We start from the raw sequence: 24,059 nt of genomic DNA on the forward strand, positions 1-24,059 counted from the left end.
GCAGGTCCGTGCCGCCGTTGCTGGATCAGGCGACGACGTCGGCAACCGGCTTCTTGAGCAGGCGCAGTGCGATCGCCGTGACCACCACGCCGACCACCAAGGCCAGCACGTAATTGAGCAGGTGGGTGACGGCGTTGGGGATCAGCAGCACGAAGATGCCGCCATGCGGCGCCTTCAATTCGGCACCGGCGGTCATCGAGATGGCGCCGGCCACGGCCGAGCCGATCACCAGCGCCGGGATGGTGCGCAGCGGGTCGCGCGCGGCATACGGGATGGCGCCTTCGGTGACGAAGGCCAGCCCGAGCACGCCGGCCGCGGTGGCCGAACCGCGTTCTTCGGCGGTGAAGCGGTTGCGGAACACCCAGGTCGCCAGTGCGATGCCGAGCGGCGGGGTCATGCCGGCCACCATGGCGGCGGCCATCGGGGTATAGACCTGGCTGGCGATCAGACCGGTGGAAAATGCATAGGCCGCCTTGTTGACCGGCCCGCCCATGTCGAAGGCCATCATGCCGCCGAGCAGCAGGCCCAGCAGCAATGCACTGCTGCCCTGCATGCCGCGCAGCCAGGCGGTGAGCCAGGCCAGCAGGTCGGCCACGGGCTGGCCGAATACGTACATCATCGCCAGCCCGACCAGCAGGGTGCCCAGCACCGGCAGGATCAGCACCGGCTTGAGGCCTTCCAGGTTGCGCGGCAGCTTGATGGTGCGGTTGAGCGCAGCCACGCCGTAGCCGGCGATGAAGCCGGCAATGATCCCGCCGAGGAAACCAGCATTGAGATTAGCCGCGACCAGGCCGCCGATCATGCCGGGCGCGATGCCGGGGCGGTCGGCGATGGAGTAGGCGATGTAACCGGCCAGGGCGGGCACCATCAGGGTGAAGCCGGCCTTCGCGCCGATCTGGAACAGCGACCAGGCCAATGTGCCTTGATGCGCATCGTCGCCGGCGTAGATGCCGCCCAGCGCAAATGCCAGCGCAATCAGCAGGCCGCCGGCAGTGACGAAGGGCAGCATGAAGGAGACGCCGGTCATCAGGTGCTTGTAGGCACCGGTGCGGCTATTGCCCTTGCTCGCGGTGGCGCTGGCGGCCGTGCCGGTGGCCGGCGTCGCGCCGCCCTGCACGCTGGCGTCGGCCAGCGCCTTGTTGATCAGCGCTGGGCCATCGTTGATCGCCGGCTTGGTGCCGCTCTTGAACACGCGCTTGCCGCCGAAGCGGGCCAGGTCCACTTCGCGGTCGGCGGCAATGATGACGACGTCTGCATTACGGATTTCATCGTCGGTGAGTGCGTCTTGCGCACCGACCGAGCCCTGAGTTTCCACCCGCATCTGGTAGCCGAGCTTCTTGGCGGCCTGCTGCAGGCCTTCGGCAGCCATGAAGGTGTGCGCGATGCCGGTAGGGCAGGAGGTGATGGCGACGATGCGCTTGCTGCTTGCACCTTCTCCGCCTGCGCCGGCCGATGCGGTTGCGGCAGCGGGTGCAGCAAGCTGGCTCAGCGCGGCGGCCGGGTCGTCCAGCACCGCACCCAGGCTCAGGCGCACGAGCTGCGCGTCGCCAAAGCGGGCGATGTCGGCATCGGCGTCGCCGACCACCAGGACCTGGGCCGCACCGCTGGCGAGGTCGCTCGGTAGCGCGCCAAGTACGCCTTGGTCGCTGCGGATTTCGATCGTCACGGTGCGCCCGGCGGCGGTGGCCGCGCGGCGCAGCGCTTCGGCCGCCAAGACGGCTTCGGTACTGCGTTCGCCAGCGGCGATGACCACGATGGAAGAGGACATGGCAAAACTCCTGCTGTGTTGCGGTCGCCGGTATCACCGACGGGGGAATTTTTTGAAGCGTTATGCGTGGCGGTGAAGCAAATGAGCTGTGCCGCTGCCTGCGACTGCCACACCCCGCGAATCGTTGGGTGCCGGCATCGGTCGCTGCGGATGGCGGCTCATGACAGCGCTTCGATCGCGACGTCGGTTGCGGCGCGGCGCACGCCTTCGGGCGTAATCCGACGCGCGTCGCCGCTTTCCAGCCGGCACATCGAAAACGCCGTGGCCAGCCGTGCGCATTGCTCCAGCGTGGTTGCATCGTCCAGCAGCGCAGCGGCCAAACCGGCCACCATCGCATCGCCTGCGCCCACGCTGCTACCGTGCGCCAGGCGCGGCGGGCGGGCGATCAAGCACTGGTCGCGCTGCACGAACAGGGCGCCGTCGGTGCCCATCGAAATGACCACCAATTGGACGCCGCGCGCGATCAGTTCGTGCGCAGCGGCGCTGAGGGCGGCGAGGTCGTTCAACGGACGACCGGTCCAGGCTTCGAGCTCGTAGCGATTCGGTTTGACCGCGTACGGCAGCGCCTCGCGTGCGGTATTCAGCGCCGTCACCAACGGCATGCCGCTGGTGTCCAGCAGCACGCGCGCACCGGTGCCACTGGCCTGGGCTTGCAACTGCGCCCAACTGTCGTCCGGCAGCCCGGTCGGCAGGCTGCCGGACAGCACCACCGGCAGGCCGGGGCGCAGCAGTGGGGCGAGGTGGTCGGCCACGCCTTGCAGATGCGGCTGGCCCAGACGCAGGCCGGGCAGGTTGATATCGGTGGTGTCGTTGCTACGTGCGTCGACCAGTTTGAGATTGGTGCGGGTTTCGCCGGCCACGCGCTGACAGTGATCGGTGATGCCGCGTTCGCGGAACAAGGCCTCGAACACGCCGGCATTGCCGACCCCGAGCACGCCCAGCGCGGCGACCTGGCTGCCCCAGTCGGCCAGGCAGGCGGCCACATTGATGCCTTTGCCGCCGGCATCGTTGCGCATGCTGTTGGCGCGATGCACGGCGCCCGGCTGCAGGTGTTCCAACTGGATGGTCTGGTCGATCGCCGGGTTCAGCGTGACGGTGATGGCCTGCAGGCTCATGCCGCGTCCTCGCGCTTGGCTTCCAATGCGCGCACCTGTTCGGCGGTTTCGCAGGCCAGCGCCTGTTCGGCCAGTTCCTGCAATTGGCTCAGCGCAGCGCCGCGCAGGCGAGCCTTGACCGCGGGGATGTCGTTCGGCGTCATCGACAGTTCCTGCACGCCCAGGCCGGCCAGCAGGCTGGCGCCGAAAGCGTCGCCGGCCAGACCGCCGCACACGCCGACCCAGCGGTCGTGCTTGCGCGCGCCTTCAATCGTGCTGCGGATCATGCGCAGCACCGCCGGATGCAGACTGTCGGCTTCGGCGGCCAGCTCCGGGTTCTGGCGGTCGATCGCCAGCACGTATTGGGTGAGGTCGTTGGTGCCGATCGAGAAGAAGTCGGCGTGGCGCGCCAGCACGTCGGCCTGCGCGGCGGCGGCCGGCACTTCGATCATGATGCCGATCGGCACTTCCGGTGCGTCGAGCTCGGCGCGGATGCGTGCGCAGATGGCGCGCAGCGCGATCAGCTCCGGCACCGACGTGATCATCGGGAACATGATCGACAGCCGCGCACCGTCCTTTGCTGCGCGATACAGCGCACGCAGTTGCGGCTCCAGCAGGTCGGGGCGACGCAGCAGCAGACGCGCGCCACGCACGCCCAGGAACGGGTTTTCTTCGTGCGGCAATTCCAGATGCGCCACTTGCTTGTCGCCGCCGATGTCCAGCGCACGCACGATCAGCGGGCGGCCATCCAGCGCCTGCGCCATCGCCAGGTAGGTGGCGTGTTGTTCGTCTTCGCTGGGGGTGCGGCCGCTTTCCAGGAACAGGAATTCGGTGCGCATCAGGCCGACGCCTTCTGCACCCTGGGTCAGTGCCATCGCGACCTGGTCGGGCAGATTGACGTTGGCGCCGATGTCGATGTGGTGGCCGTCGGTGGTTTCGGCCGGCAACGCGCGCTGCGCGGCTTCGCGCTCGCGGATGGCCTGCTGCTCGGCGATATGCGTGCGTGCGGCGTCCAGATCCAGTTCGGACGGGTTGATGTACAGGCGCCCGCTGCTGCCGTCGATGATGGCAGTGACGCCATCTTCGATCTCCAGCAACTGGCCGCCGGCCGCAACCAGCGCCGGCAGGCCGAGCGTGCGCGAGAGGATGGCGGTATGCGAGGTCGGCCCACCCTGCGCGGTGGCCAGGCCGAGTACGCGGGCGGTGTCCAGATTGGCGGTGTCCGACGGCGACAGGTCGCTGGCGAGCAGGATGCACGGCTGCTCGGGCAGGTCGGTGAGACCGGCGCCGGCCGCGGCCGGATCGAGCTGGGCCAGCACGCGGCGGCCGACATCGCGCAGGTCGGCAGCGCGACCGGCCAACACCGGGTTGCCCAACGCAGCCAGACCGGAGGCGATCTGTTCCACTGCCTGGTGCCACGACCACGCCACACCATGGCCTTCGACCATCAGCTGACAGGTGCGGGTGATCAGGTCGGTGTCGTTGAGCAGCTCGGCCTGGGCCTTGAAGATGGCCGCGTCCGAGGCGCCGAGACGGCGCTGGGTGTCGTCCTGGATCGCCGCCAGCTGCTGGCGGGTGCGCGTCAGCGCGTCGTGCAGCTGCGCGCCGCCATCGCCCAGACCGACCGGTTGATCGGCCACCTCGGTCTGCGCTGCACGCAGGCGGTGCACGATGCCGATCGCCACGCCCGGGCTGGCGCCGATGCCGACGATGGCCGGCTGCGCCTGCGGCGGGGTCCAGCCGGCCACCGGGGCGGCGCGACGTTGCGCGGCACGCTCGGCATCGGCCTTTTCCTGCGCGGTGAGGCTGTCCATTACCGCACGCAGGCGCTTGAGCAGGGCGGCGGCGTCGCTGCCTTCGGCCGAAACGGTGATGCTGTCGCCGGCACGCAGGCCGAGCTGTAGCAAACCGACCAAACTCTTCGCATCGGCGGCCTGGTCGCCGGCGCGCACCTGCGCACGGGCCGAAAAGCCGCGTGCGGTCTCGGCCCAGCGGGTGGCCGGGCGCGCGTGCAGGCCGCTGGGGTAGGCGATGGTCCACTCGAACGTTTCGGCCAGATCGGTGGCTGGCGCGGCGCTGGTGTCCGGCGCACGGTCGCCTGTGAGCGCGGCCACGATCACGCCAGGGTCGTCGGTGGTGAACAGCGCTTCCAGCTGCGCCGGGTCCTGGATCAACCGGGTCAGCCGGCGCAGCAAGGTGATGTGGGTATCGGACTGCGCGGCGATGCCCACCACCAGCCGGGTGATCTGGCCAGGATTCCATTCCACACCGTCGGGTAGCTGCAGTACCGCGATGCCGTCGCGGCGCACCAGGTGACGGTCTTCGCCGACGCCGTGCGGAATGGCAAGGCCGTGGCCCAGGAAGGTATTGGCCAGGCCTTCGCGGCGCCGCATGCTGGCGTCGTAGCCCGGCGAGACGCAGCCGGCCGCGACCAGCAACTGGGCAGCCTGCGCAATGGCGTCGTCCTTGTCGCGGGCAGACGCGCGCAGGCGCACAAGGTCGGGGGTGACGGGGGCGAGCGACGGAGAGGACAAGGCGGGCTCCGGATGAGGTCGGGCTGGGAAGTATAGTGGGAACGTTCCCACTGTTTACGTCAATGTGCACTGCACAAAACCGTTGTAGTGCTTTCGGGTTAGCATCAAAGTCGACACGGCGCCTGGGTCAAGGTGCGCAGATGGAGCGGGAACGGTCCCAGTGAGTATCAGCATCAATGACGTGGCCCGCGTGGCCGGAGTGTCCAAATCCACGGTCTCGCGTGCGCTAGGCACCGGCCCGGTCAGCGACGAGGTGCGTGCCAAGGTCGAAGCCGCGGTGCGCCAGACCGGCTATCGGCCCAACCTGATGGCGCGGCGATTGCGATCCCAGCAGTCCGGCATCCTGGGGGTGATCGTGGCCGACATCCGCAATCCGTACTTCACGGCGCTGATTCGTGCAGTGGAAGAGGTCGCTTACCGTGCCGGTATGCGCGTCACCCTGTGCAATACCGATGAAGATCCCGAGCGTGAGGCGCTCTACCTGGAGCTGATGCAGGAAGAACGCATCACCGGGCTGATCTTTGCGCCGACCCGCGTGACCGTGGGACGCATGCATGAGCTGGCCCTGGATTACCCCACCGTGCTGGTGGATCGCGCCGGCCCCGGCAGCCGCTATGACAGTGTGGTGCTCGACAACGGCGCGGCCATGGCTGAGCTGGTTGCGCACTTGCAAGCACAGGGGTATCGGCGCATCGGTGGACTGTTCGGCAGCACCAGCACCACGGCCGCCGAGCGCCGCGACGGTTACCTGGCCGCGATGCGTGCGCAGGGCCTGGAGCCGGATTACCACGAAGTGGCGCCCACTGCCGAGGCGGCGATTGCCGAATTGGGTGGATGGCTCGCCAACGACAACCGGCCCGAAGCCATCGTCACCAGTAACAGCCTGCTGCTGATGGGGGCATTGAAAGCCGCGCGCACCGCCGGCCTGCGCCTGCCGCAGGACCTGGCCCTGGCGGGCTTCGATAACGAGCGCTGGACCGACCTGGTCGAGCCGGGCATCACCGTGGTCGAGCAGCCGGTCGAAGACATGGGCCGTGCCGCAATGTCGCTGCTGCTGGAACGGCTAAGCAATCCGCAATTGCCGATCCGCCGCTTGGTCATGACCGGGCGCTGCGTGGTGCGTGGGTCCACCGGCGCGCGCATACCGGGCATCTGACTGCTCCGGGGGAGCGTTGGCTCCGTGGCACGTCACGCGTGTTCGTTCGTGTGATGCGGTCGAAGGCGTCAGGTCAACAGCTGTTACTTCGTCGAGCGCGTGGCGTCCTCGCCACTTGCCGGACACGCCGTGAATCCATCCGTGGCGGCTCGATGGCGGTATCCATGCCGCCGAGCAGCGTGCATGGACGTACTTGCAGCGTGTCCCGCGATGACGAGCGGGCAAGGGCGCTGCAGCCATGGCGCAGATCAGCCGTTTTAGGACGATTCACCGCAGTCCATTCGAGATTCGAGTCGTAACCACTCGCCCTTGCGTGACGCCGCATCGTGGCGTGGTTCGTAGCGGTGCATAAAAAAGCCCCGGCAATGCCGGGGCTTTGGGTTTGCAGCCAATGCCTGGCTTAGCGATCCGGGCGGTGGGGTCCACCTTCGTTCTGCACGGCCAGATATTCCTTGGACTGCTCGTCCAGCTTGTCGCCCAGCATGCGGCGCACCACCACGAAGAACAGCGGGATGAAGATCACGCCGAGCACGGTGGCGAACACCATGCCGCCGATCACGCCGGTACCGATGGAGTGACGCGAGTTGGCGCCGGCACCGGTGGAGATGGCCAGCGGCAACACGCCCAGGATGAACGCGAACGAGGTCATCAGAATCGGGCGGAAACGCAGATGCGCCGCTTCCAGGGTGGCTTCGCGCAGTGTCTTGCCTGCCGCACGCTGCTCCACTGCGAATTCCACGATCAGGATTGCGTTCTTCGCCGCCAGACCAATCACCGTGATCATGCCGATCTTGAAGTACAGATCGTTCGGCAACCCGCGCAGCATCGAGAAGGTGATCGCACCCAGCACGCCGATCGGCACCACCATCAGCACCGCCACCGGAATCGACCAGCTTTCATACAGCGCGGCCAGGCACAGGAAGACCACCACCACCGACAACGCCAGCAATAGCGTTGCGGCATTACCGGCGATGATTTCCTGGTACGACATGCCGCTCCAGTCGAAGCCGAAGCCCGGTGGCAGATCGTTGTTGACGATATCTTCCATCGCGCTCATCGCCTGGCCGGAACTGCCGCCCGGGGCCGGGTTGCCGACGATGTTCACGGCGGAATAGCCGTTGTAGCGGTTCAACGCCGGCGACGCGTAGGTCCACTCGGCCTTGACCACGTTGCTCAGCGGAATCATTGCCGGCTGGCCGTCGGCACCGGTGGCTGTGGTGCTGGGAGTGAAGAAGTTGCGTAGCGACTCCGGGCCCGCGCGGAACTGATCGTCAGCGCGCATGTTGACGCGCTTGATGCGCCCCTCGGCGAAGTAGTCGTTGACGTACACCGGCGCCAGCATCAGCTGGATCGAGCTGTAAATGTCGCTGACATTCAGGCCCATCGACTGCGCCTGCACGCGATCCACGTGCAGCTGCAGTTGCGGCGAGTTTTCCAGACCGTTCGGGCGCACGCCCACCAGGGCGTCCTGCTTTTCCGCCGCCTTGCCAAGCACGATGTTGCGTGCCTGGATCAACGCTTCCTGGCCGGCACCGGAACGGTCCTGCAGCCACATGTCGAAGCCGCCGAACTGGCCCAGGCCCTGCACGGTGGGCAGGTTGACCACGAAGATCTGCGCGCCCTTGATGCCGTAGAAGGCACCGTTGAGCTGCTGGATCAACTGCTCGGCCGTGACATCGCGTTCTTCCCACGGCTTGAGCCGGATGAAGCCCATACCGACGTTTTCGCCCGAGCCGAGGAAGCTGAAGCCTGCGATCTGCAACATGCCTTCCACGGCCGGCTGCTTCTCCAGCACCGCACGCATCTGCGCGAACGCCTCGTTGGTGCGGATCTTGGTCGCGCCCGGCGGCAGCTGCACGATGGCCACCGCAAAGCCCTGGTCTTCTTCTGGCAGGAAGCTGCCCGGCATGCGGGTGAACAGGAAGCCGCACAGCACCACCAGCACCACGAACACGATCATCCACGGCGGCGAGCGCTTGAGGGTGTGGCCGACCACGCCGACATAGCGATGCGCCAGCTTGTCGTAGTACTTGTCGAAGGTGCGATAGATCCAGTTCTTTTTGGTCGAGTGGGTCGACTTGAGGAACGCGCCGCACAGCGCCGGGGTGAAGCTCAGCGCCAGGAATGCCGAGAACCCCATCGACATGGCGATGGTCAATGCGAACTGCTTGTAGATCGCGCCCGAAGCGCCCGGTTGCAGCGAGGAGGGGATGAACACCGCCGCCAGCACCACGGTGATGGCCACCACCGCGCCGGTGATCTGGGTCATCGCCTTCTGGGTGGCCGCCTTTGGCTCCAGATGCTCTTCACTCATGATGCGTTCGACGTTCTCGATCACCACGATCGCGTCGTCGACCACGATGCCGATCGCCAGCACCATCGCAAACAGCGTCAGCTGGTTGATGGTGAAGCCGATCATGTACATGCCGAAGAACGTGCCCAGCAGCGCGACCGGAATCACCAGCGTGGGAATCACGGTGGCGCGGAAGTTCTGCAGGAACAGCAGCATCACCAGGAACACCAGCACGATGGCTTCCACCAGGGTGTGGATCACTTCCTCGATGGAGATGCGCACGAAGGTGGTCGATTCGTACGGCGCAAACCAGGTCACGCCCTGCGGGAAGGTCGGCTGCAGCTCGTCGAGCTTGGCGCCGACCGCCTCGGACACGTTCAATGCATTGGCGCCCGGCAACAGCTGGATACCGAAGGCACCGGTGGGCTTGCCGTTGTACTGGGTGTCGAAGCCGTAGTTGCTCGGCCCCACGGTGACCCGTGCGACATCCTTCAACCGCACGGTGGCGCCGTTGTTGTCGGTGCGCAGGATGATGTTTTCGAACTGCTCGGGCGAGCTGAAGCGGCCTTCCGCCGAGACCGTGGCGGTGAAGCTGATGCCTTCCGGGGTCGGGTCGGCGCCCACCGAACCGGCCGCGAACTGCACGTTCTGGTTGCGCACCGCGGTCAGCACCTGGGTCGCCGACAGGTTGTAGCCCTGCAGCTTCTCCGGGTTCAACCAGATGTTCATCGCGTACTCGGCGCCGAACTGGTTGGTGCTGCCCACGCCGGGCACGCGCGAGATCTGCTCCAGCACGCGCGAACCGACGATGTCGTTGAGCGCGTCGCGGTTGATCGACGGGTTGTCCGAGCGCAACGCGGCCACCATCAGGAAGCCGGCGTTGGCCTTGGCCACCACCACGCCCTGCTGGGTCACTTCCGACGGCAAACGCGGCGTGGCCAACGACACCTTGTTCTGCACCTGCACCTGCGCGATATCCGCGTCGGTGCCGGTTTCGAAGGTCAGCGTGATGGTCACGCGGCCGTTGGCGGCCGAGGACGAGTTGAAGTACAGCAGGTGGTCGATACCGGTGAGCTGCTGCTCGATGACCTGGGTCACCGCCTTCTCGGCGGTGTCGGCGCTGGCGCCGGGGAAGTTGGCGGTGACGGTGACCTGGGGTGGGGCGATCGTCGGGTACGACTCGATACCCAGATTCAGGATCGAGATCACGCCCGCAAGCGAGATCAAGATCGCCACCACCCACGCAAAGATCGGGTGTTCGATAAAAAACTTAGGCATGTCCGGGTTCCGTCACTGCTGCTTGGACTGGGAGTCGGCCGGCTGCGCCGCAGCGTCCGGCTTGGACTGTTCCTGCGCGGCCGGTGCCGCTGCATCGGCCTTGTCGGCTGCCGGTGCGGCCTGCGCGCCGCCACCCTGGGCGGCGGCGGGAGCCGCGCCCGGTGCACCCGGCTGGCCGCCTTGTGCCGGCTTGTTCGGATCCCACGGCACGCCCTTGGCCGGCTGCCCTTCCTTGGCCTTCTGCACACCATCGACGATGACTTGGTCGCCCGGGGTCATGCCGCCGGTGATGATCCACTGGCCCTTCTGCTGGCCGTCGACAGTGAGGTTCTTGCGCACCACCTTGCCGTCCTTGCCCAGCACCAGCGCATAGGCGCCGGTGGCATCACGCTGCACCGCCTGCTGCGGCAGCAGGTAGGCGTTGTTGCGCTGGCCCAGGCTGGCCTTGAAGGTCACGAACGCACCCGGCAGCAGCGATTGTTCGGGGTTGGGCAGGGTTGCGCGCAGCGATACCGCACCGGTGCTCGGGTCCACCGTCACCGCCGACACGTCCAGCGTGCCGGGGTGTTGGTACTGCGTGCCGTCGCCCAGTTCCACGTTGATGGTGGACTTGCCGTCGCCGCTGAGCTGGACGTTGCCGCTGCTCTGCGCCTGACGCAGGGCGGCCAGTTCCTCGCTGCTCATGGCGAAGTTCACGTACAGCGGGTCGATCTGGTCCACGGTGGTGAGCAGGGTGGCTTCACCCGCACCGACCAGTGCGCCTTCGGTCACCCGCTGGATACCGGCGCGGCCGGTGATCGGCGAGGTGACGCTGGCGAAGCCGAGCTGGATGCGCGCCGCTTCGACCGCACCGCGCGCCTGCTGCACGCTGGCGCCGGAAGAACGCTCGTTGGCTTCGGCGGTGTCGATGTCGGCGCGCGAGACGTACTGCTGCGGCGCCAGGCTGCGCGCACGCGTCGCGGCGATCTTGGCATTGGTATAGGTCGCCTCGGCGGCCGCCAGCTGACCCTGTGCCTGCAGCAACGTGGCCTTCAACTGGGACGGGTCGATCTGGAACAGCGGCTGGCCTTCCTTGACGTTGGCGCCTTCGGTGTACAGGCGCTTGAGCACGACGCCGTCCACGCGTGCGCGCACATCGGCCGAGCGGTACGCTGACAGGCGGCCGACCAGATCACGTTCCAGTGGCAGCGTCTGCGGCTTCATCTCCAGCACCGACACTTCCGGCGGCGGCGGTGCCTGCTGTTGTTCGGGCTTGCTGCAGGCAGCGAGCGCCACGGTAATGGCACAGGCCAGGCCGAAGGAGCGGAGCGGGGCAATCATCAGGAGGAACTCCGTTAGGGTCTTGAAGTGAAAAGAGAAGGCGGTGCCAGCGTTGGCGCGGCATGTGCCGGAGCAAACGCACGCAAGAAGGTGTCCACGGCGAACTGCGCCCACTGCTGCCTGGCGGGGAGGCCGGCGCGATGAGGAACCTGAAACCGTTGGCGGTCGAAATCCAGCCCGACGATCATGCTCAGTAACAATTCGGCCATGAAGTGCGGATCGTCATGCCGCAGTTGGCCCGCGTCGATCGCCTGCTCGAAGCGATGCGCCAGACGCTGCTGCATGCCGACCACGCTGTCGTGGAAGATCTGCTGCGACTGGTCGGGGAACCGGTGCGACTCGGCTTCGACCAGACGGCAGGTCTGTAGCACATCGGGGTTGTTCAAACGGTCAAGATGGGCCAGTGCAAAGGCCAGCAGATCGGCGTGGAGATCGCCGGAGACCGTGCCCAGCGGACCGGCCGCCAGATGCACGTGGTCTTGAAGCACATCGCGCAGCAGATTCTCCTTGCACCCGTAATAGCTATACAGGGTCTGCTTGGAGCAGCCGGCCCGCTCGGCCACCGCGTCCATGCTCAGCCGCATGCCGCGCTCGGCCAGCAGCGCATGCACAGCCGCATGGATGCGGCGGTCGCAGTCCGAACGCCGGGCAGCACGGTGGGGACGAGTGGTCATGGCGGTAGACTATACCGTCCAGTTTAGTTTTTAAACAGGCTTGACGGGCGCGGTTTCGTCTGCACAACGCCTGATGTGCCAAGCACTCGACCGGACTTTGCCGGGTGTGGCGATCCAACTTCAGCATGGCACTGTCCGGTTATAGAAATTACACACATGTAGTGCTTTTGCGCGCTGCAACGGGCCACGGCGGGCCGCATTTTTGCGCTATGCAGCAAGGCGTCGTCATCGCGCATCGGTACAATTCAGTTTTCCACCGAGCATTCCAGCTCTACTCATGACAGCCAAGAAAGCCGCTTCGAAATCGTCCACGACGTCGGTCAAACCGGTCGCCGAACGTGCCGTCCCCGTGCTTGCCACCGAACCGCAGGCGGTCAGCCTCGAGCCGGTGTTTGCCGCGTTGCGCAAGCGCTACCCGGCCGCGCGCCAGGCCGAAGTCCAGGCGTTCGCCGCCGACTTCTACCGGCGCATGGAGGAAGACGAATTCCCGAACCATCCGCCGGAGCAATGGGCGGCGCTGGCATCGGACATGCTGGAATTTGCACGTGCGCGCAAGGCCGGCACGGTCAATGTGCGGGTGTTCAACCCCACCTTGAAGAGCCACGGCTACGAGTCGCCGCATACCTTGCTGCAAATCGTCAACGACGACATGCCGTTCCTGGTGGATTCGGTGAGCATGACGCTGGCGGACCTGGGCATCGGCGTGCATGTGCTGGGCCACCCGGTGCTGCGCATTGCGCGTGACAAGGCCGGCAAGCTCACCGCAGTGGGCGAGGGCAAGAGCGAGTCGCTGATGGTGCTGGAGATCGACCGCCAGCCGTCGGAAGAAATGCCCAAGCTGGAAGCGGCGGTGCGCAAGGTACTGGCCGAGGTGCGCGCCATCGTGCAGGACTGGTCGGCGATGCGCGAGCGCATGGTCATGCTGGCCGACGATCTGGCGACGCGTCGTCTGCCGATCGACGACATCAACCGACATGAAGCGCAGGAATTCCTGCGTTGGGCCGCGGCCGACCACTTCACCTTCTTCGGCTACCGCGAGTACCGCGTCGAGAAGCAGGACGGCCAGGACGTGCTGGCGCCGCTGGAAGAGACCGGTCTGGGCCTGCTGCGCGGGCGCGACACCTCGCCGGCACGTCCGGTGACCACGCTGGCCGCGCACGGCCTGAATGCCTCGTCCAAGCGCAAGGACGCCCTGATCCTGACCAAGACCAATGCCCGTTCGCGCGTGCACCGCGTCGGTTACATGGATTACATCGGCATCCTGGAATTCGATGCCAAGGGTCGCATCGTCGGCGAGCAGCGCTTCCTGGGTCTGTTCACCTCCAGTGCCTATAACCGCCGGCCGTGGGAAATTCCGCTGGTGCGTCAGCGCCACGAATACGTGATGAGCAAGTCGGGGCTGACCCCGAGCAGCCATAGCGGCAAGGCCTTGCGCCACATCCTGGAAACGCTGCCGCGCGAGGAGCTGTTCCAGTCCAACGAGGAAGAGCTGTACCGCACCGCGATGGGTATCCTCGGGCTGCAGGAGCGCGTGCGTAGCCGCCTGTTCCTGCGTCGCGACAAGTACGGGCGTTTCATCTCGGCGCTGGTCTACATCCCGCGCGAACGTTTCAACACCGATGTGCGCCTGCGCATCGAAGCCTTGTTGAAGGACGCGCTGCACGGCGAATACATCGATTCCAGCGTGGTGCTGGGTGAATCGCCACTGGCCCAGCTGCATCTGATCGTGCGGCCCAAGAGCGGTGAGGCACTGGAATTCGACACCACCGAACTCGAATCGCGGCTGGCGCACTTGCTGCGCAACTGGCGCGATGCGCTGCGTGAGGCGCTGGTGGCGCGGCACGGCGAAGCCAATGGGCTGCGTATGGCAGCCAACTTCGGTCGCGCGCTGCCGGCCGGCTATATCGAAGATTCGTCGATCGAATCGGCAGTGTCGGACGTCGAACACCTGGCATCGCTGGATGGCCCGAACGATCTGCATCTGAGCCTGCAGGAAATCCGTCGCGACGATGGCGTGCGCCTGGATGCGGGCGAAGGCCTGCGCCTGAAGCTGTATCGCCAGCTCGACGACATTCCGCTGTCCGATGCGATGCCGATGATGGAAAACATGGGCCTGCGCGTGATCTCCGAGCGGCCGTATCGGCTGCAGGTGGGCGAGACGCCGGTCTATATCCAGGATTTCGAGGTCGAATCCACTGCCGGCAAGATCAATGCCGCGCATGCCGATGCCAGTTTCGGCGAAGCCTTCGAGCGCATCTGGAACGGCGATGCCGAAAACGACGGCTTCAATCGCCTGATCCTGGCGGCCGGCCTACATTGGCGCCAGGTCGCGCTGCTGCGCGGCTACTGCAAGTACTTGCTGCAGACCGCAGTGCCGTTCTCGCAGGCCTATGTCGAAGCCACGTTCACCCGTTACCCGTTGCTGGCGCGTTTGCTGGTGGAGTTGTTCGAAGCGCGCTTCGATCCGTCCACCGGCAGCGAAACCAAGGCACAGATCTTTGCTGGCCAGGAGCGCCTGCGCGAGGAACTGTCTGCACTGGCAGGCGGCGACGACGCTACGCTCAAGGCACTGGAATCCGTGCTGGAAGCGCGCGGCGGCGACCGCGATGCACAGCAGGAGGCCACCCGCGCCACCTTGCTGAAGTTGATGGACCGCGTCTCCAGCCTGGACGAAGACCGCATCCTGCGCAGCTTCATGGATGTGATCGATGCGACCTTGCGTACCAACTACTACCAGACCGACAAGAACGGCAAGCACCCACACTGCATCAGCTTCAAGCTGGATTCGTCGCGCGTGCCGGACCTGCCCAAGCCGCGTCCGTACCGCGAGATCTTCGTCTACAGCCCGCGGGTGGAAGGCGTGCACCTGCGCTTTGGCGCGGTGGCGCGCGGCGGCCTGCGCTGGTCGGACCGTCGCGAGGATTTCCGCACCGAGGTGCTGGGCCTGGTCAAGGCGCAGATGGTCAAAAACACCGTCATCGTGCCGGTCGGCGCCAAGGGCGGGTTCTACGTCAAGCGCTCGCCGGTGGGGGGCGACCGTGATGCGATCCAGGCAGAAGGCATCGCCTGCTACAAGCTGTTCATCCAGGGCCTGCTCGACATCACCGACAACATCGTCGGCGGCAAGATCGTGCAGCCGCCACAGGTGGTGCGTCATGACCAGGACGACCCGTATCTGGTGGTCGCGGCTGACAAGGGCACCGCGACGTTCTCCGACATCGCCAACGGGCTGGCGCTGGATCACGGCTTCTGGCTCGGCGATGCGTTCGCCTCCGGCGGCTCGGTGGGCTACGACCACAAGGGCATGGGCATCACCGCACGTGGCGCGTGGGAGTCGGTCAAGCGTCACTTCCGCGCCATGGGCCGCGATTGCCAGAGCCAGGACTTCAGCGTGGTCGGCATCGGCGACATGTCCGGCGACGTGTTCGGCAACGGCATGCTGCTCTCCAAGCACATCCGCCTGCTGGCCGCGTTCGATCACCGGCATATCTTCCTTGACCCGTCGCCGGATGCCGCTGCCTCGTTCGCCGAGCGCGAGCGCCTGTTCAAGCTGCCGCGTTCCAGCTGGGCCGATTACGACGCCAAGCTGATCAGCGCCGGCGGCGGCATCTATCCGCGCACGCTCAAGTCGATCGACATCAGTGCGCCGGTGCGCGAGGCGCTTGGGCTGGAATCCAACGTCAAGCAGCTCTCGCCGAACGAGCTGATGAACGCCATCCTCAAGGCGCCGGTGGACCTGTTCTGGAATGGCGGCATCGGCACCTACGTCAAGGCGTCCAGCGAGTCGCATGCGGATGTGGGCGACCGCGCCAACAACGGCCTGCGCGTCAACGGCGGCGAGCTGCGCTGCAAGGTGGTGGGCGAGGGCGGCAACCTGGGACTGACCCAGCTCGGCCGCATCGAAGCGGCGCAGACCGGCGTGTTGCTCAACACCGATTTCATCGACAACTCGGCCGGCGTGGACACCTCCGATCACGAGGTGAACATCAAGATCCTGCTCAACGACATGGTGCAGGCCAAGAAGCTCACCTACGACGCGCGCAACAAGCTGTTGGCGTCGATGACCGACGAAGTGGCCGACCTGGTGCTGTGGGACAACTACCGCCAGAACCAGGCCATCAGCTTGATGGAGCGCATGAGCGTCAAGCGCCTGGGTTCCAAGCAGCACTTCATCCGCACGCTGGAACTGCAGGGCCTGCTGGACCGCCAGATCGAATTCCTGCCCTCCGATGCCGAGCTGTCGGCACGCAAGGCGCGTGGGCAGGGGCTGACCCGGCCGGAGCTGTCGGTGCTGCTGTCTTACTCCAAGCTGGTGGCGTTCCAGCAGTTGCTGGAATCGGACATTCCCGAAGACCCGTATCTGTCCAAGGAACTGCAACGCTACTTCCCGCAGCCGCTGCAGAAGAAGTACGCCGATGCGATGGAGCGCCATCGCCTCAAGCGCGAGATCATCGCCACCGCGGTCACCAACACCACCATCAACCGCATGGGCGCCACCTTCCTGATGCGCATGCAGGAAGACACCGGCCGCAGCATCGGCGAGGTGGCCAAGGCCTACACCATCAGCCGCGAAACGCTGGATGCGCGCGCGCTGTGGACGCAGATCGATGCGCTGGACGGCAAGGTGCCCGAGTCGGTGCAGATCGATGCGCTGGAAGTGATCTGGCGCCTGCAACGCTCGTTCGTGCGTTGGTTGTTGTTGCGTCCGGGCCAGATGCCGGGCATCACCGCAGCGGTGGAGCGTTACCACGGCCCGTTCAACGACATCCGCGTGGCATCGGGCGTGTTGTCGGATGCGCAGCGCCCGCAGTACGAAGCCAGCGTGCAGGAATGGCAGGACAAGGGCCTGACGCCGGCACTCGCACAGCAGTTGTCCGAGCTGCGTTATCTGGAGCCGGCCTTCGACATCATCGAAACCGCGCGCACCCGCAAGCTCAAGCCGGTGGACGTGTCCAAGGTGCATTTCCGCCTGGGCGAAGCGCTGCGGCTGCCGTGGTTGTTCGAGCAGATCGACGCGCTGGAGGTCAACGGCCGCTGGCATGCGGTGGCACGTGGCGTGCTGCGCGACGAGCTGGCCGCGCATCAATGCGCCTTGGTCGGCCAGGTGTTGACGATGTCAGGCAGCACTGCCGAAGACAAGGTGGCCACCTGGCTGGCACGCGACGACTCCAGCCTGCGCTTCACCCTGGCCATGCTGGCCGATGTGGCCGAGCAGAAGACGCTCGATTACCCGACCGTGTCGGTGGCGGTGCAACGGTTGGGTCAGTTGGCGGCGCACGGGTTGTAAGCGCAGATCGAAGCGCGATGGCGGAGCTGAGAATCCGTCATCGCGCTTCTCTGTTTCACTGCAATTGCTTCCAGCGAATAGTCTGCCAGTGGGCAGCCCTTTTATCGTGTTTCAAGGGTTGCCAATTCACTATTAGAAAAGCGCCTTAGAGGGGGGCAAGTCACATATCGCCTGCACACACACTGAAAAGTATAAATACATATTATAAGATAATATAAAAAAAATGATTCATGTTCTGTTAACTCTTTCGAGCAATACTCGGCCTGCGGTAAAAAATTCATGGAGAATTTATGCAACGCATGTACGCATTCGCAGCCAAGTTGTTACTCGTCACTTCTATTGCCTTCCCACTAATAGGTTTTGGTCAGGAAAATCGTGCCAGAACATCGATAACCAGCGAAACAACTTATGCGGCAGGGTCGCATGAAGCAAAGCAGATTGCGCAGTGGCTATCAACAGCACCGGGGGCAGGGACGTCGTTTGATTCGAATGTTACGTTTTCCGGAAACATCACAGTACGCCTTTCAAGCACCGATAGCGGCGTAATTCGCCCACTTCAAGAGGCTCCACCTGTACCACTTCCGGCAGGTGGTTCTAATGGTCAAACATTCGGAGTGTCAAGTTGCGGAGGCGGTATTGCTAGGACATGGACATATACGTGGCAATCGGGTCCTCAAGGCAGCGGTGGCGGCTGGGTGCTTACCTCCTACACGTACAATCGAACAAGAAGTTGTGGCGTAGGTGGAGCTTGAGATCGGCGGTTGACTGGTGATGTTAAAAATAATCCACCGAAAGGTGGATTATTTTTTGGCTGAACCGGTGTAAACATTTTTTATTTTTTATTTTTTTAAATTTTATGTTGCAGTTCCGATTTGCTGTTGCCTTTGTCTCGGGTATCCGTCTTATTGTCTATTGATAGCCACCACCACCTTGCCCTTGGCACGGCCTTGCGCGAGATAGTCCAGGGCCTGCTTTGCCTGTTCGAACGGAAACACCCTGTCGATGACCGGGCGGATGCGTTCGGCTTCGAGCAGTTCGCCTATCTTGGCCAGTTGCGCGCCGTCCGGGCGGACGAACAGGAACGAATACGCCACATCGTGCTTCTTGGCCAGGCGCTTGATCTTGCGGCTCATCAGCCCGAACACGGCGGCTCATCAGCCCGAACACGAATGTCAGCAGACCGTTCAAGCGCCGGGCGCGGGCGAATGCCGCATCCAGCGGGCCGACAATCGAGACGATCTTGCCGCCAGCGCTGAGGATGCCGACAGATTTTTCCAGCGCATCGCCCCGGGTGGTGCCAAGCACCACGTCGTAGCCACGCAGCACGTTTTCGAATTCCTGCGTCTTGTAGTCGACCACGTCGTCGGCGCCCAGGCTGCGCACCAGCGGGACGTTGCCGGTGCTGGTGGTGGTTCCCACGTGTGCGCCAATCTGTTTTGCGAGCTGGATGGCAAAGGTGCCGACGCCGCCGGAGCCGGCAGGAATGAAGACCTTCTGACCGCGCTGCAGCCCGGCGCGCTCGGTCAGGGCCTGCCAGGAGGTGAGCCCGACCATGGGAATGGACGCGGCCTGGACGAAGTCCAGATTCGCCGGCTTCAGCGCGGCAGCGCTTTCAGGTACCACCGCGAATTCGGCCATCGAACCGGTGCCCTGATCGAACACGCTGGCGAACACGGCGTCGCCTTTCTTGAAGCGCGTGACGCGGCTGCCGACCTCGGTGACGATGCCGGCCAGATCGCTGCCCAGCGTGGCAGGCAGGTCGAATTTGAGCACCGGTTTGAAGGTTCCGGTCATGACCATGTTGTCGACCGGATTGACCGCCGCCGCATGCACTTCGACCAGCAATTGGTTGGGTTGCAAGGTGGGGCGGGGCAGCTCGGAAAAACCGACTCCGGGCGATTTGCCATAGCGCTGGAAGGTGAGTGCTTTCATGGGCGATCCGATGCGTGGTTGTGGTGTGTGAGGTGCAAGCCAGCGTGCAGGTCATGCAGGCGATGTGCAGTGGATGCTGCGTGTGCGTGGCCGGGCAGCGCGGAACAGCGGGTGTGCCGCTTGAGGTCAGCCCAGGCTCAACGCGACGGCCGCTACAGGAGCGTCGCGTTGGCATTGCACCGACTCAGGCCTTGGCGTGGTAGCGCTCGGCAGCACTGCCTTGACGGATGTCGGACAACAGGCCCTGGCGTGCACCATCCAGTGCGTCCCAACGCGCGGCCACGTGCAGCGGCGGAATCGTCACCAATTCGCGGCGGTCGAAACCGACCAGCGCAGCATCGACCAGTTCGCCAACGTCCATAGTGATGTCGATACCGGCGCGCTCCCAGATCTCGGTGCGCGTGCCGGCCGGCAGCACTGCCTGCACGTAGACGCCCTTGGCGCCGAGTTCCACATGCAAGCCTTGCGACAGGAACAGCACGAAGGCCTTGCTGGCGCCGTACACGCTCATGCCGAATTCGGGAGCCAGCCCGACGACCGAACCAAGATTGACGATGGCGCCGTTGCCGGCAGCGGCAAAGCGCGGCGCGACAGCGGCAGCAAGCCGGGTCAGCGCGGTGATGTTGAGCGCGATCAGACGCTCGATGCTCTCGGCATCCTGCTGCAGCATGCCGCCGGACTGCGCGATGCCGGCGTTGTTGATCAACACGCCGATCTGCGCATCGTCGCGCAGACGTGCTTCGACCTTGCCGACATCGGCAGCGTGGGTCAGGTCCGCCTGCAACACATCGACGGCGACGCCATGGGTGGTGTGCAGACTTGCGGCAAGGGCATCGAGGCGGGCCTTGTCGCGTGCGAACAGCACCAGATTGTGGCCGCGTTGGGCGAAGCGTTCGGCGTAGACGGCGCCGATGCCGGTGGAGGCGCCGGTAATGAGGACAGCGGGAGGTGTGGTCATGGAACGATCCTTGATGAGAGTGGTTGGTACATGGGCCAGGCAGCAAGGCCTTGGCCGGACAGGGTGGGTAATCGTCAGCGGGCTGGGCACCAGGCCGTCTCACGCGGGTCGCGGGTCGGTGGCGTCATCACGATGCGATCGCGTAGCGCGAGGTGCCCAGGGCGTATGGCTCGAACACCGAAAAGTCGCTTGTTGCTGTTTCTCTTCAGTCCGTGGTTGACAAAGATTACGATCGAAATCTAAGATGTCAACACTTTGATTACGATTGACATCAATGTAGGCTTCCGCCATCCCGAACCCAGCCCACGGAGTGTCCCAACCATGAAAGTGACCAAGGCGCAGGCCCAGGCCAACCGGGCGCACGTCGTGGAGACGGCCTCGCGGCTGTTTCGCGAACGTGGCTACGAAGGCATCGGCGTTGCCGACCTGATGGCCGCCGCCGGCTTCACCCACGGCGGCTTCTACAAACAATTCCGGTCCAAGGCCGACCTGATGGCCGAATCGGCTGCCTGCGGCCTGGCCAACATCGCAGCGCAGACCGAGCAGGTGGACAAGGCGGATTTCGTGAACTTCTACCTGTCACGCGGGCACCGCGACAGCACCGCGACCGGTTGCACGATGGCCGCCCTGGGCGCCGATGCAGCGCGTCAGCCGGATGAGGTGCGGCAGACGTTCGCGGACGGCATCGAAAACCTGCTGACAGCGCTGGACCGCAGTGGCGCAGCACCCGGCACGGTGGCGGCCGCCCACGAACGGGCGACGAATCTGGACATCATGGCGCACGCCATCGGCGCGATCGTGCTGTCGCGTGCCTGCCCGGACGATTCGCCGCTGGCCGATGAAATCATTGCGGTATGCCGCGATGCAGTGCTCGCGTCGCTGCAACCTTCCAACTAGCACAAGCGGCGCACGCAGCACGATGCATGCATCGATCGCTGCGCGCGCCCGGCAAGGCAACACCTGAAGCAATGCCGTGCGCATGCCTGCGCTGCGTAAGGTGCCCACACCTCTCGGCATTCGATGTGTCCTGTGTCGCGTGCCTGCAGCCGTCTGCTGCAGTGGGCCGCGCCGCATCGGTTGTTTACCTGCCCATGGTGTGGGTGTGTCGACAAGCACCACCGCAACACCGCCTGCAAGCCGGCAATCGATTGCCGGTATGCGTTGCCGCACCGCCATTTCGCCCTGGCAGCCGTTCGCGCGTTGAGCCGTTGCCGCTTCCTCATCCAACTCTTCAAGGATCTCGTATGAAACGCAAACCTCTGGTGGCGCTGGTGACCGGCGCCTCGTCCGGTATTGGTGAAGCCACTGCCGTTGCATTGGCCGCCGCCGGTTACACGGTGTACGGCACCAGCCGGCGTGGTGCGCAGACTGCGCCGCGTGCATTCAAACTGCTGGCGCTGGATGTGACCAACGATCAATCGGTGGATGCAGCCGTCAACGAACTGCTGCAACTGGAAGGGCGGATCGATTTACTGGTCAATAACGCCGGCTTCGGCGTTTCGCCCGCAGCAGCGGAAGAGAGCTCGATCGAACAGGCCAAGGCCATTCTCGACACCAACTTCCTGGGCGTGGTGCGCATGACCCGCGCGGTGCTGCCGCACATGCGCAAACAGGGCGGCGGCCGCATCATCAACATCGGCTCGATCATCGGCCTGGTACCCACCCCGTATGCGGCACTGTATGCGGCCAGCAAGCACGCGGTGGAAGGCTATTCCGAAGCCGTGGACCACGAGCTGCGCAGTTATGGCATCCGGGTCACGGTCATCGAACCTGCGTATACCAAGACCCTGTTCGAAGCGAACAATCTGGCTCCCGATGCACCGCTGGAAACCTACACGCAGGTGCGCACGCAAGTTGGCAAGGTGGTCGCGCAGGCCATGGCCAACGCAGACGAGCCAGCGGTAGTCGCGGACGTGGTGGTGAAGGCCGCGCGCGCTGCACACCCGAAGGTGCGCTACACCGCGGGCAAGATCGCCGGGCAACTGCAGGTCTTGCGGCGGTTCGTACCGGCCGGCGTATTCCAGGCGCTGATTCGCAAGAACCTGCAGCTGGATACAAAGGCGGCGGCCCGCGCCAGCTGAGCCTGGGGCCTTAGAGCGGCTTACACCACGACATCTCCCAGTCAGCGATGCCGTCGCGTCTGCGTCATGTTCGATGTCCGCTCATTTCCTGCCCGGCATGTTTGTCGAAACGCACATGCCACCAGGTGGCACTGAGCGAAATCAGGCTGACGATGCAGAATGCCAGCGAAAAATCGTCTTGTTGCGGCGTTGCGTGGCCGCCGGCCAGCATCGCCAGGTTGAGGATCATCGCGCCGGCGCAGACGCCGACCGAGAGCATCAATTGCTGCAGGGTGGTGTACAGGCTGCTGGCGCGGCTCATGCGCGCGGCAGGCACGTTTTCGTAGGCGATGGTGTTGTAGGCGGCGAATTGAAACGACATGAAGCCGCCACAGCACAGCAGTAGGCCGAACATCAATGCCGGCGGCCAATCGGGGCGGAACAACGCACACACCATGTAGCCCAGGCTGGCGAGTACGCCGTTGCCGATCAGGCTGTTGCGATACCCGAAACGACGCAGCAATTGTGGGGTGATGGTGCGCATCAACAGTGCGCCGAGCGCGGTGGCCAGGATCAACCGGCCGCTATGCGCAGCGCTCATGCCGAAGCTGATCTGAAACAGCAGCGGCAACAGAAACGGCTGCGCGCCCTGGGTGATGCGCATCAGTGCGCCGCCGATCACCGACAACCGGAACGAGTCGATGCGCAGCAGGCTCAGATCCAGCAGCGGAGCGGGATGGTGACGCGCGTGCCAGAGATATCCCAGCGCAGCGCTGCTGCCGATCGCCAGCAGCCAGCTGGCTTCACCAAGGCCGTTTTCCTGGCTGACCATCTCCAGGCCGAACAGCAGGCAGCCCAGCGCGGTGCCGCACAGCACGAAGCCGCGCAGATCAAACCGCGCCGGCGCCGATTCAGTGGGAATCTCCGGAATAAAACGCCGTACCAGCAGAAAGCCGGCGATGCCGATCGGCACGTTGATGTAGAAGATCCAGCGCCAATCCAGATACGAGACGAAAAAGCCGCCCAGTGGCGGGCCGAGCATCGGGCCGATGAAGGCTGGCACCAGTGTCCAGGCCATGGCCGACACCAGATGGCGGCGCTCAACCGTACGCAGCAGGATCAGCCGGCCGAGCGGTGCCATCATTGCGCCGCCCGCACCTTGCAGCACCCGCGCGGCGACCATGGTGGGCAGGCTGTCGGCCAGCGAACACAGGATCGAGCCGCCGACGAACACCCAGATGGAGGCGCCGAACACGCGGCGCAGGCCGAAGCGGTCGGCGATGGCGCCGCTGGCCGGGATCAACACTGCCAATGCGAGCAGATAGCCGGTCATGGCGATGCTCATGGCCGGCGCGGCCACGCCGAAGTCGCGCGCCAGGGTCGGCAGCGCGGTGGCGAGCACGGTGGCGTCCATCTGCTCCATGAAAATGGCGCAGGCCAGGATCAGCGAGATGATGCGGTAATCGGGATAACGCGGCGGCGTAGCGCCGGCCTCGGACGCGCTGGAGGACATCGGACTCTCGGTTGCGGGGCCGCACGCCCTGCGCCGCAGATGGCAACAGGGTCGGCCCGCGTCGCACGGTCTTGTGCGGCGCAACATTTTTGTATTGTCTGCCTGTGTAGCTTTGCGTTCAAGCCAATGGCAGCAACGCTGCGTGCGTTTGGTGGGGATGCGGCGCGCGGCGCGGGAGAGGGCTGGCCTGGG

Annotated in this window: 13 protein-coding genes and 1 pseudogene; 4 read left to right on the forward strand and 10 right to left on the reverse strand. The window is 65.0% G+C overall.

Annotated features, from left to right (window positions below; translation table 11 throughout):
- Positions 1-25 precede the first annotated feature (25 nt).
- The 3 genes from XpruCFBP8353_RS14100 to ptsP all read right to left on the reverse strand — a co-directional run bounded on the left by XpruCFBP8353_RS14100 (position 26) and on the right by ptsP (position 5,396).
- Positions 26-1,768 (reverse strand): PTS fructose transporter subunit IIC, encoded by a 1,743-nt coding sequence (locus tag XpruCFBP8353_RS14100; protein WP_101363784.1) that lies wholly within the window; start codon positions 1,766-1,768, stop codon positions 26-28.
- A gap of 158 nt (positions 1,769-1,926) precedes the next feature.
- Entirely contained in the window at positions 1,927-2,883 is a 957-nt protein-coding gene (gene pfkB / locus XpruCFBP8353_RS14105; protein ID WP_101363785.1) for a 1-phosphofructokinase, read from the reverse strand.
- Entirely contained in the window at positions 2,880-5,396 is a 2,517-nt protein-coding gene (ptsP, locus tag XpruCFBP8353_RS14110) for a phosphoenolpyruvate--protein phosphotransferase (protein WP_101363786.1), read from the reverse strand. The genes pfkB and ptsP overlap by 4 nt, the downstream gene beginning before the upstream one ends.
- Positions 5,397-5,556: 160 nt before the next feature.
- Here ptsP and XpruCFBP8353_RS14115 point away from each other — a divergent pair, with 160 nt between their 5' ends.
- Positions 5,557-6,552 (forward strand): LacI family DNA-binding transcriptional regulator, encoded by a 996-nt coding sequence (locus XpruCFBP8353_RS14115; protein ID WP_101363787.1) that lies wholly within the window; start codon positions 5,557-5,559, stop codon positions 6,550-6,552.
- Positions 6,553-6,952: 400 nt separating this feature from the next.
- On the opposite strand, the gene XpruCFBP8353_RS14120 is transcribed toward XpruCFBP8353_RS14115, so the two are convergent.
- From XpruCFBP8353_RS14120 to XpruCFBP8353_RS14130, 3 genes are read right to left on the reverse strand one after another with little or no spacing between them, the layout of a single operon-like run.
- Positions 6,953-10,123 (reverse strand): multidrug efflux RND transporter permease subunit, encoded by a 3,171-nt coding sequence (locus tag XpruCFBP8353_RS14120; protein ID WP_101363788.1) that lies wholly within the window; start codon positions 10,121-10,123, stop codon positions 6,953-6,955.
- 12 nt (positions 10,124-10,135) lie between these two features.
- Positions 10,136-11,443, reverse strand: coding sequence for an efflux RND transporter periplasmic adaptor subunit (locus XpruCFBP8353_RS14125; RefSeq protein ID WP_101363789.1), 1,308 nt, complete (start codon positions 11,441-11,443; stop codon positions 10,136-10,138).
- Positions 11,444-11,457: 14 nt separating this feature from the next.
- Positions 11,458-12,117, reverse strand: coding sequence for a TetR/AcrR family transcriptional regulator (locus XpruCFBP8353_RS14130; RefSeq protein WP_101363790.1), 660 nt, complete (start codon positions 12,115-12,117; stop codon positions 11,458-11,460).
- A gap of 277 nt (positions 12,118-12,394) precedes the next feature.
- Between XpruCFBP8353_RS14130 and XpruCFBP8353_RS14135 the strand changes: the two genes are divergently transcribed.
- The gene (locus XpruCFBP8353_RS14135) at positions 12,395-17,404 is read left to right on the forward strand and encodes an NAD-glutamate dehydrogenase (protein ID WP_101363791.1); all 5,010 of its coding nucleotides are present in this window, start codon (positions 12,395-12,397) and stop codon (positions 17,402-17,404) included.
- A gap of 902 nt (positions 17,405-18,306) precedes the next feature.
- Here the strand turns inward: XpruCFBP8353_RS14135 and XpruCFBP8353_RS24315 are convergent.
- From XpruCFBP8353_RS24315 to XpruCFBP8353_RS14150, 3 genes and pseudogenes are all read right to left on the reverse strand, one after another.
- Positions 18,307-18,537: a zinc-binding dehydrogenase gene (locus XpruCFBP8353_RS24315; protein WP_243391117.1), complete on the reverse strand. Its 231-nt coding sequence runs from the start codon at positions 18,535-18,537 to the stop codon at positions 18,307-18,309.
- 88 nt (positions 18,538-18,625) lie between these two features.
- Positions 18,626-19,336, reverse strand: a pseudogene (locus tag XpruCFBP8353_RS24320) (NADP-dependent oxidoreductase); the annotation flags it as partial.
- Between the two features lie 184 nt (positions 19,337-19,520).
- Positions 19,521-20,294, reverse strand: a complete 774-nt coding sequence (locus XpruCFBP8353_RS14150; protein ID WP_101363793.1) for an SDR family NAD(P)-dependent oxidoreductase — start codon at positions 20,292-20,294, stop codon at positions 19,521-19,523.
- Positions 20,295-20,615: 321 nt separating this feature from the next.
- Here XpruCFBP8353_RS14150 and XpruCFBP8353_RS14155 point away from each other — a divergent pair, with 321 nt between their 5' ends.
- Positions 20,616-21,191 (forward strand): TetR/AcrR family transcriptional regulator, encoded by a 576-nt coding sequence (locus XpruCFBP8353_RS14155; protein ID WP_101363794.1) that lies wholly within the window; start codon positions 20,616-20,618, stop codon positions 21,189-21,191.
- A 347-nt stretch (positions 21,192-21,538) separates the two neighbouring features.
- Positions 21,539-22,375, forward strand: coding sequence for an oxidoreductase (locus tag XpruCFBP8353_RS14160; protein ID WP_101363795.1), 837 nt, complete (start codon positions 21,539-21,541; stop codon positions 22,373-22,375).
- A 64-nt stretch (positions 22,376-22,439) separates the two neighbouring features.
- Here XpruCFBP8353_RS14160 and XpruCFBP8353_RS14165 read toward each other — a convergent pair whose 3' ends face one another.
- Positions 22,440-23,867 carry a DHA2 family efflux MFS transporter permease subunit gene (locus XpruCFBP8353_RS14165; protein ID WP_101363796.1) on the reverse strand — a complete coding sequence of 476 codons (1,428 nt, stop codon included), beginning with the start codon at positions 23,865-23,867 and terminating at the stop codon, positions 22,440-22,442.
- Positions 23,868-24,059: the final 192 nt, after the last annotated feature.

Source organism: Xanthomonas prunicola, from assembly GCF_002846205.1.
Lineage (GTDB): Bacteria > Pseudomonadota > Gammaproteobacteria > Xanthomonadales > Xanthomonadaceae > Xanthomonas > Xanthomonas prunicola.

What these genes read in the sequence shown, in the direction of transcription:
- XpruCFBP8353_RS14100 (WP_101363784.1), bottom strand. Translation starts at nt 1,768, where the DNA reads ATGTCCTCTTCCATCGTGGTCATCGCCGCTGGCGAACGCAGTACCGAA.
- pfkB (WP_101363785.1), bottom strand. Translation starts at nt 2,883, where the DNA reads ATGAGCCTGCAGGCCATCACCGTCACGCTGAACCCGGCGATCGACCAG.
- XpruCFBP8353_RS14120 (WP_101363788.1), bottom strand. Translation starts at nt 10,123, where the DNA reads ATGCCTAAGTTTTTTATCGAACACCCGATCTTTGCGTGGGTGGTGGCG.
- XpruCFBP8353_RS14125 (WP_101363789.1), bottom strand. Translation starts at nt 11,443, where the DNA reads ATGATTGCCCCGCTCCGCTCCTTCGGCCTGGCCTGTGCCATTACCGTG.
- XpruCFBP8353_RS14130 (WP_101363790.1), bottom strand. Translation starts at nt 12,117, where the DNA reads ATGACCACTCGTCCCCACCGTGCTGCCCGGCGTTCGGACTGCGACCGC.
- XpruCFBP8353_RS14135 (WP_101363791.1), top strand. Translation starts at nt 12,395, where the DNA reads ATGACAGCCAAGAAAGCCGCTTCGAAATCGTCCACGACGTCGGTCAAA.
- XpruCFBP8353_RS24315 (WP_243391117.1), bottom strand. Translation starts at nt 18,537, where the DNA reads ATGAGCCGCAAGATCAAGCGCCTGGCCAAGAAGCACGATGTGGCGTAT.
- XpruCFBP8353_RS14150 (WP_101363793.1), bottom strand. Translation starts at nt 20,294, where the DNA reads ATGACCACACCTCCCGCTGTCCTCATTACCGGCGCCTCCACCGGCATC.
- XpruCFBP8353_RS14155 (WP_101363794.1), top strand. Translation starts at nt 20,616, where the DNA reads ATGAAAGTGACCAAGGCGCAGGCCCAGGCCAACCGGGCGCACGTCGTG.
- XpruCFBP8353_RS14160 (WP_101363795.1), top strand. Translation starts at nt 21,539, where the DNA reads ATGAAACGCAAACCTCTGGTGGCGCTGGTGACCGGCGCCTCGTCCGGT.
- XpruCFBP8353_RS14165 (WP_101363796.1), bottom strand. Translation starts at nt 23,867, where the DNA reads ATGTCCTCCAGCGCGTCCGAGGCCGGCGCTACGCCGCCGCGTTATCCC.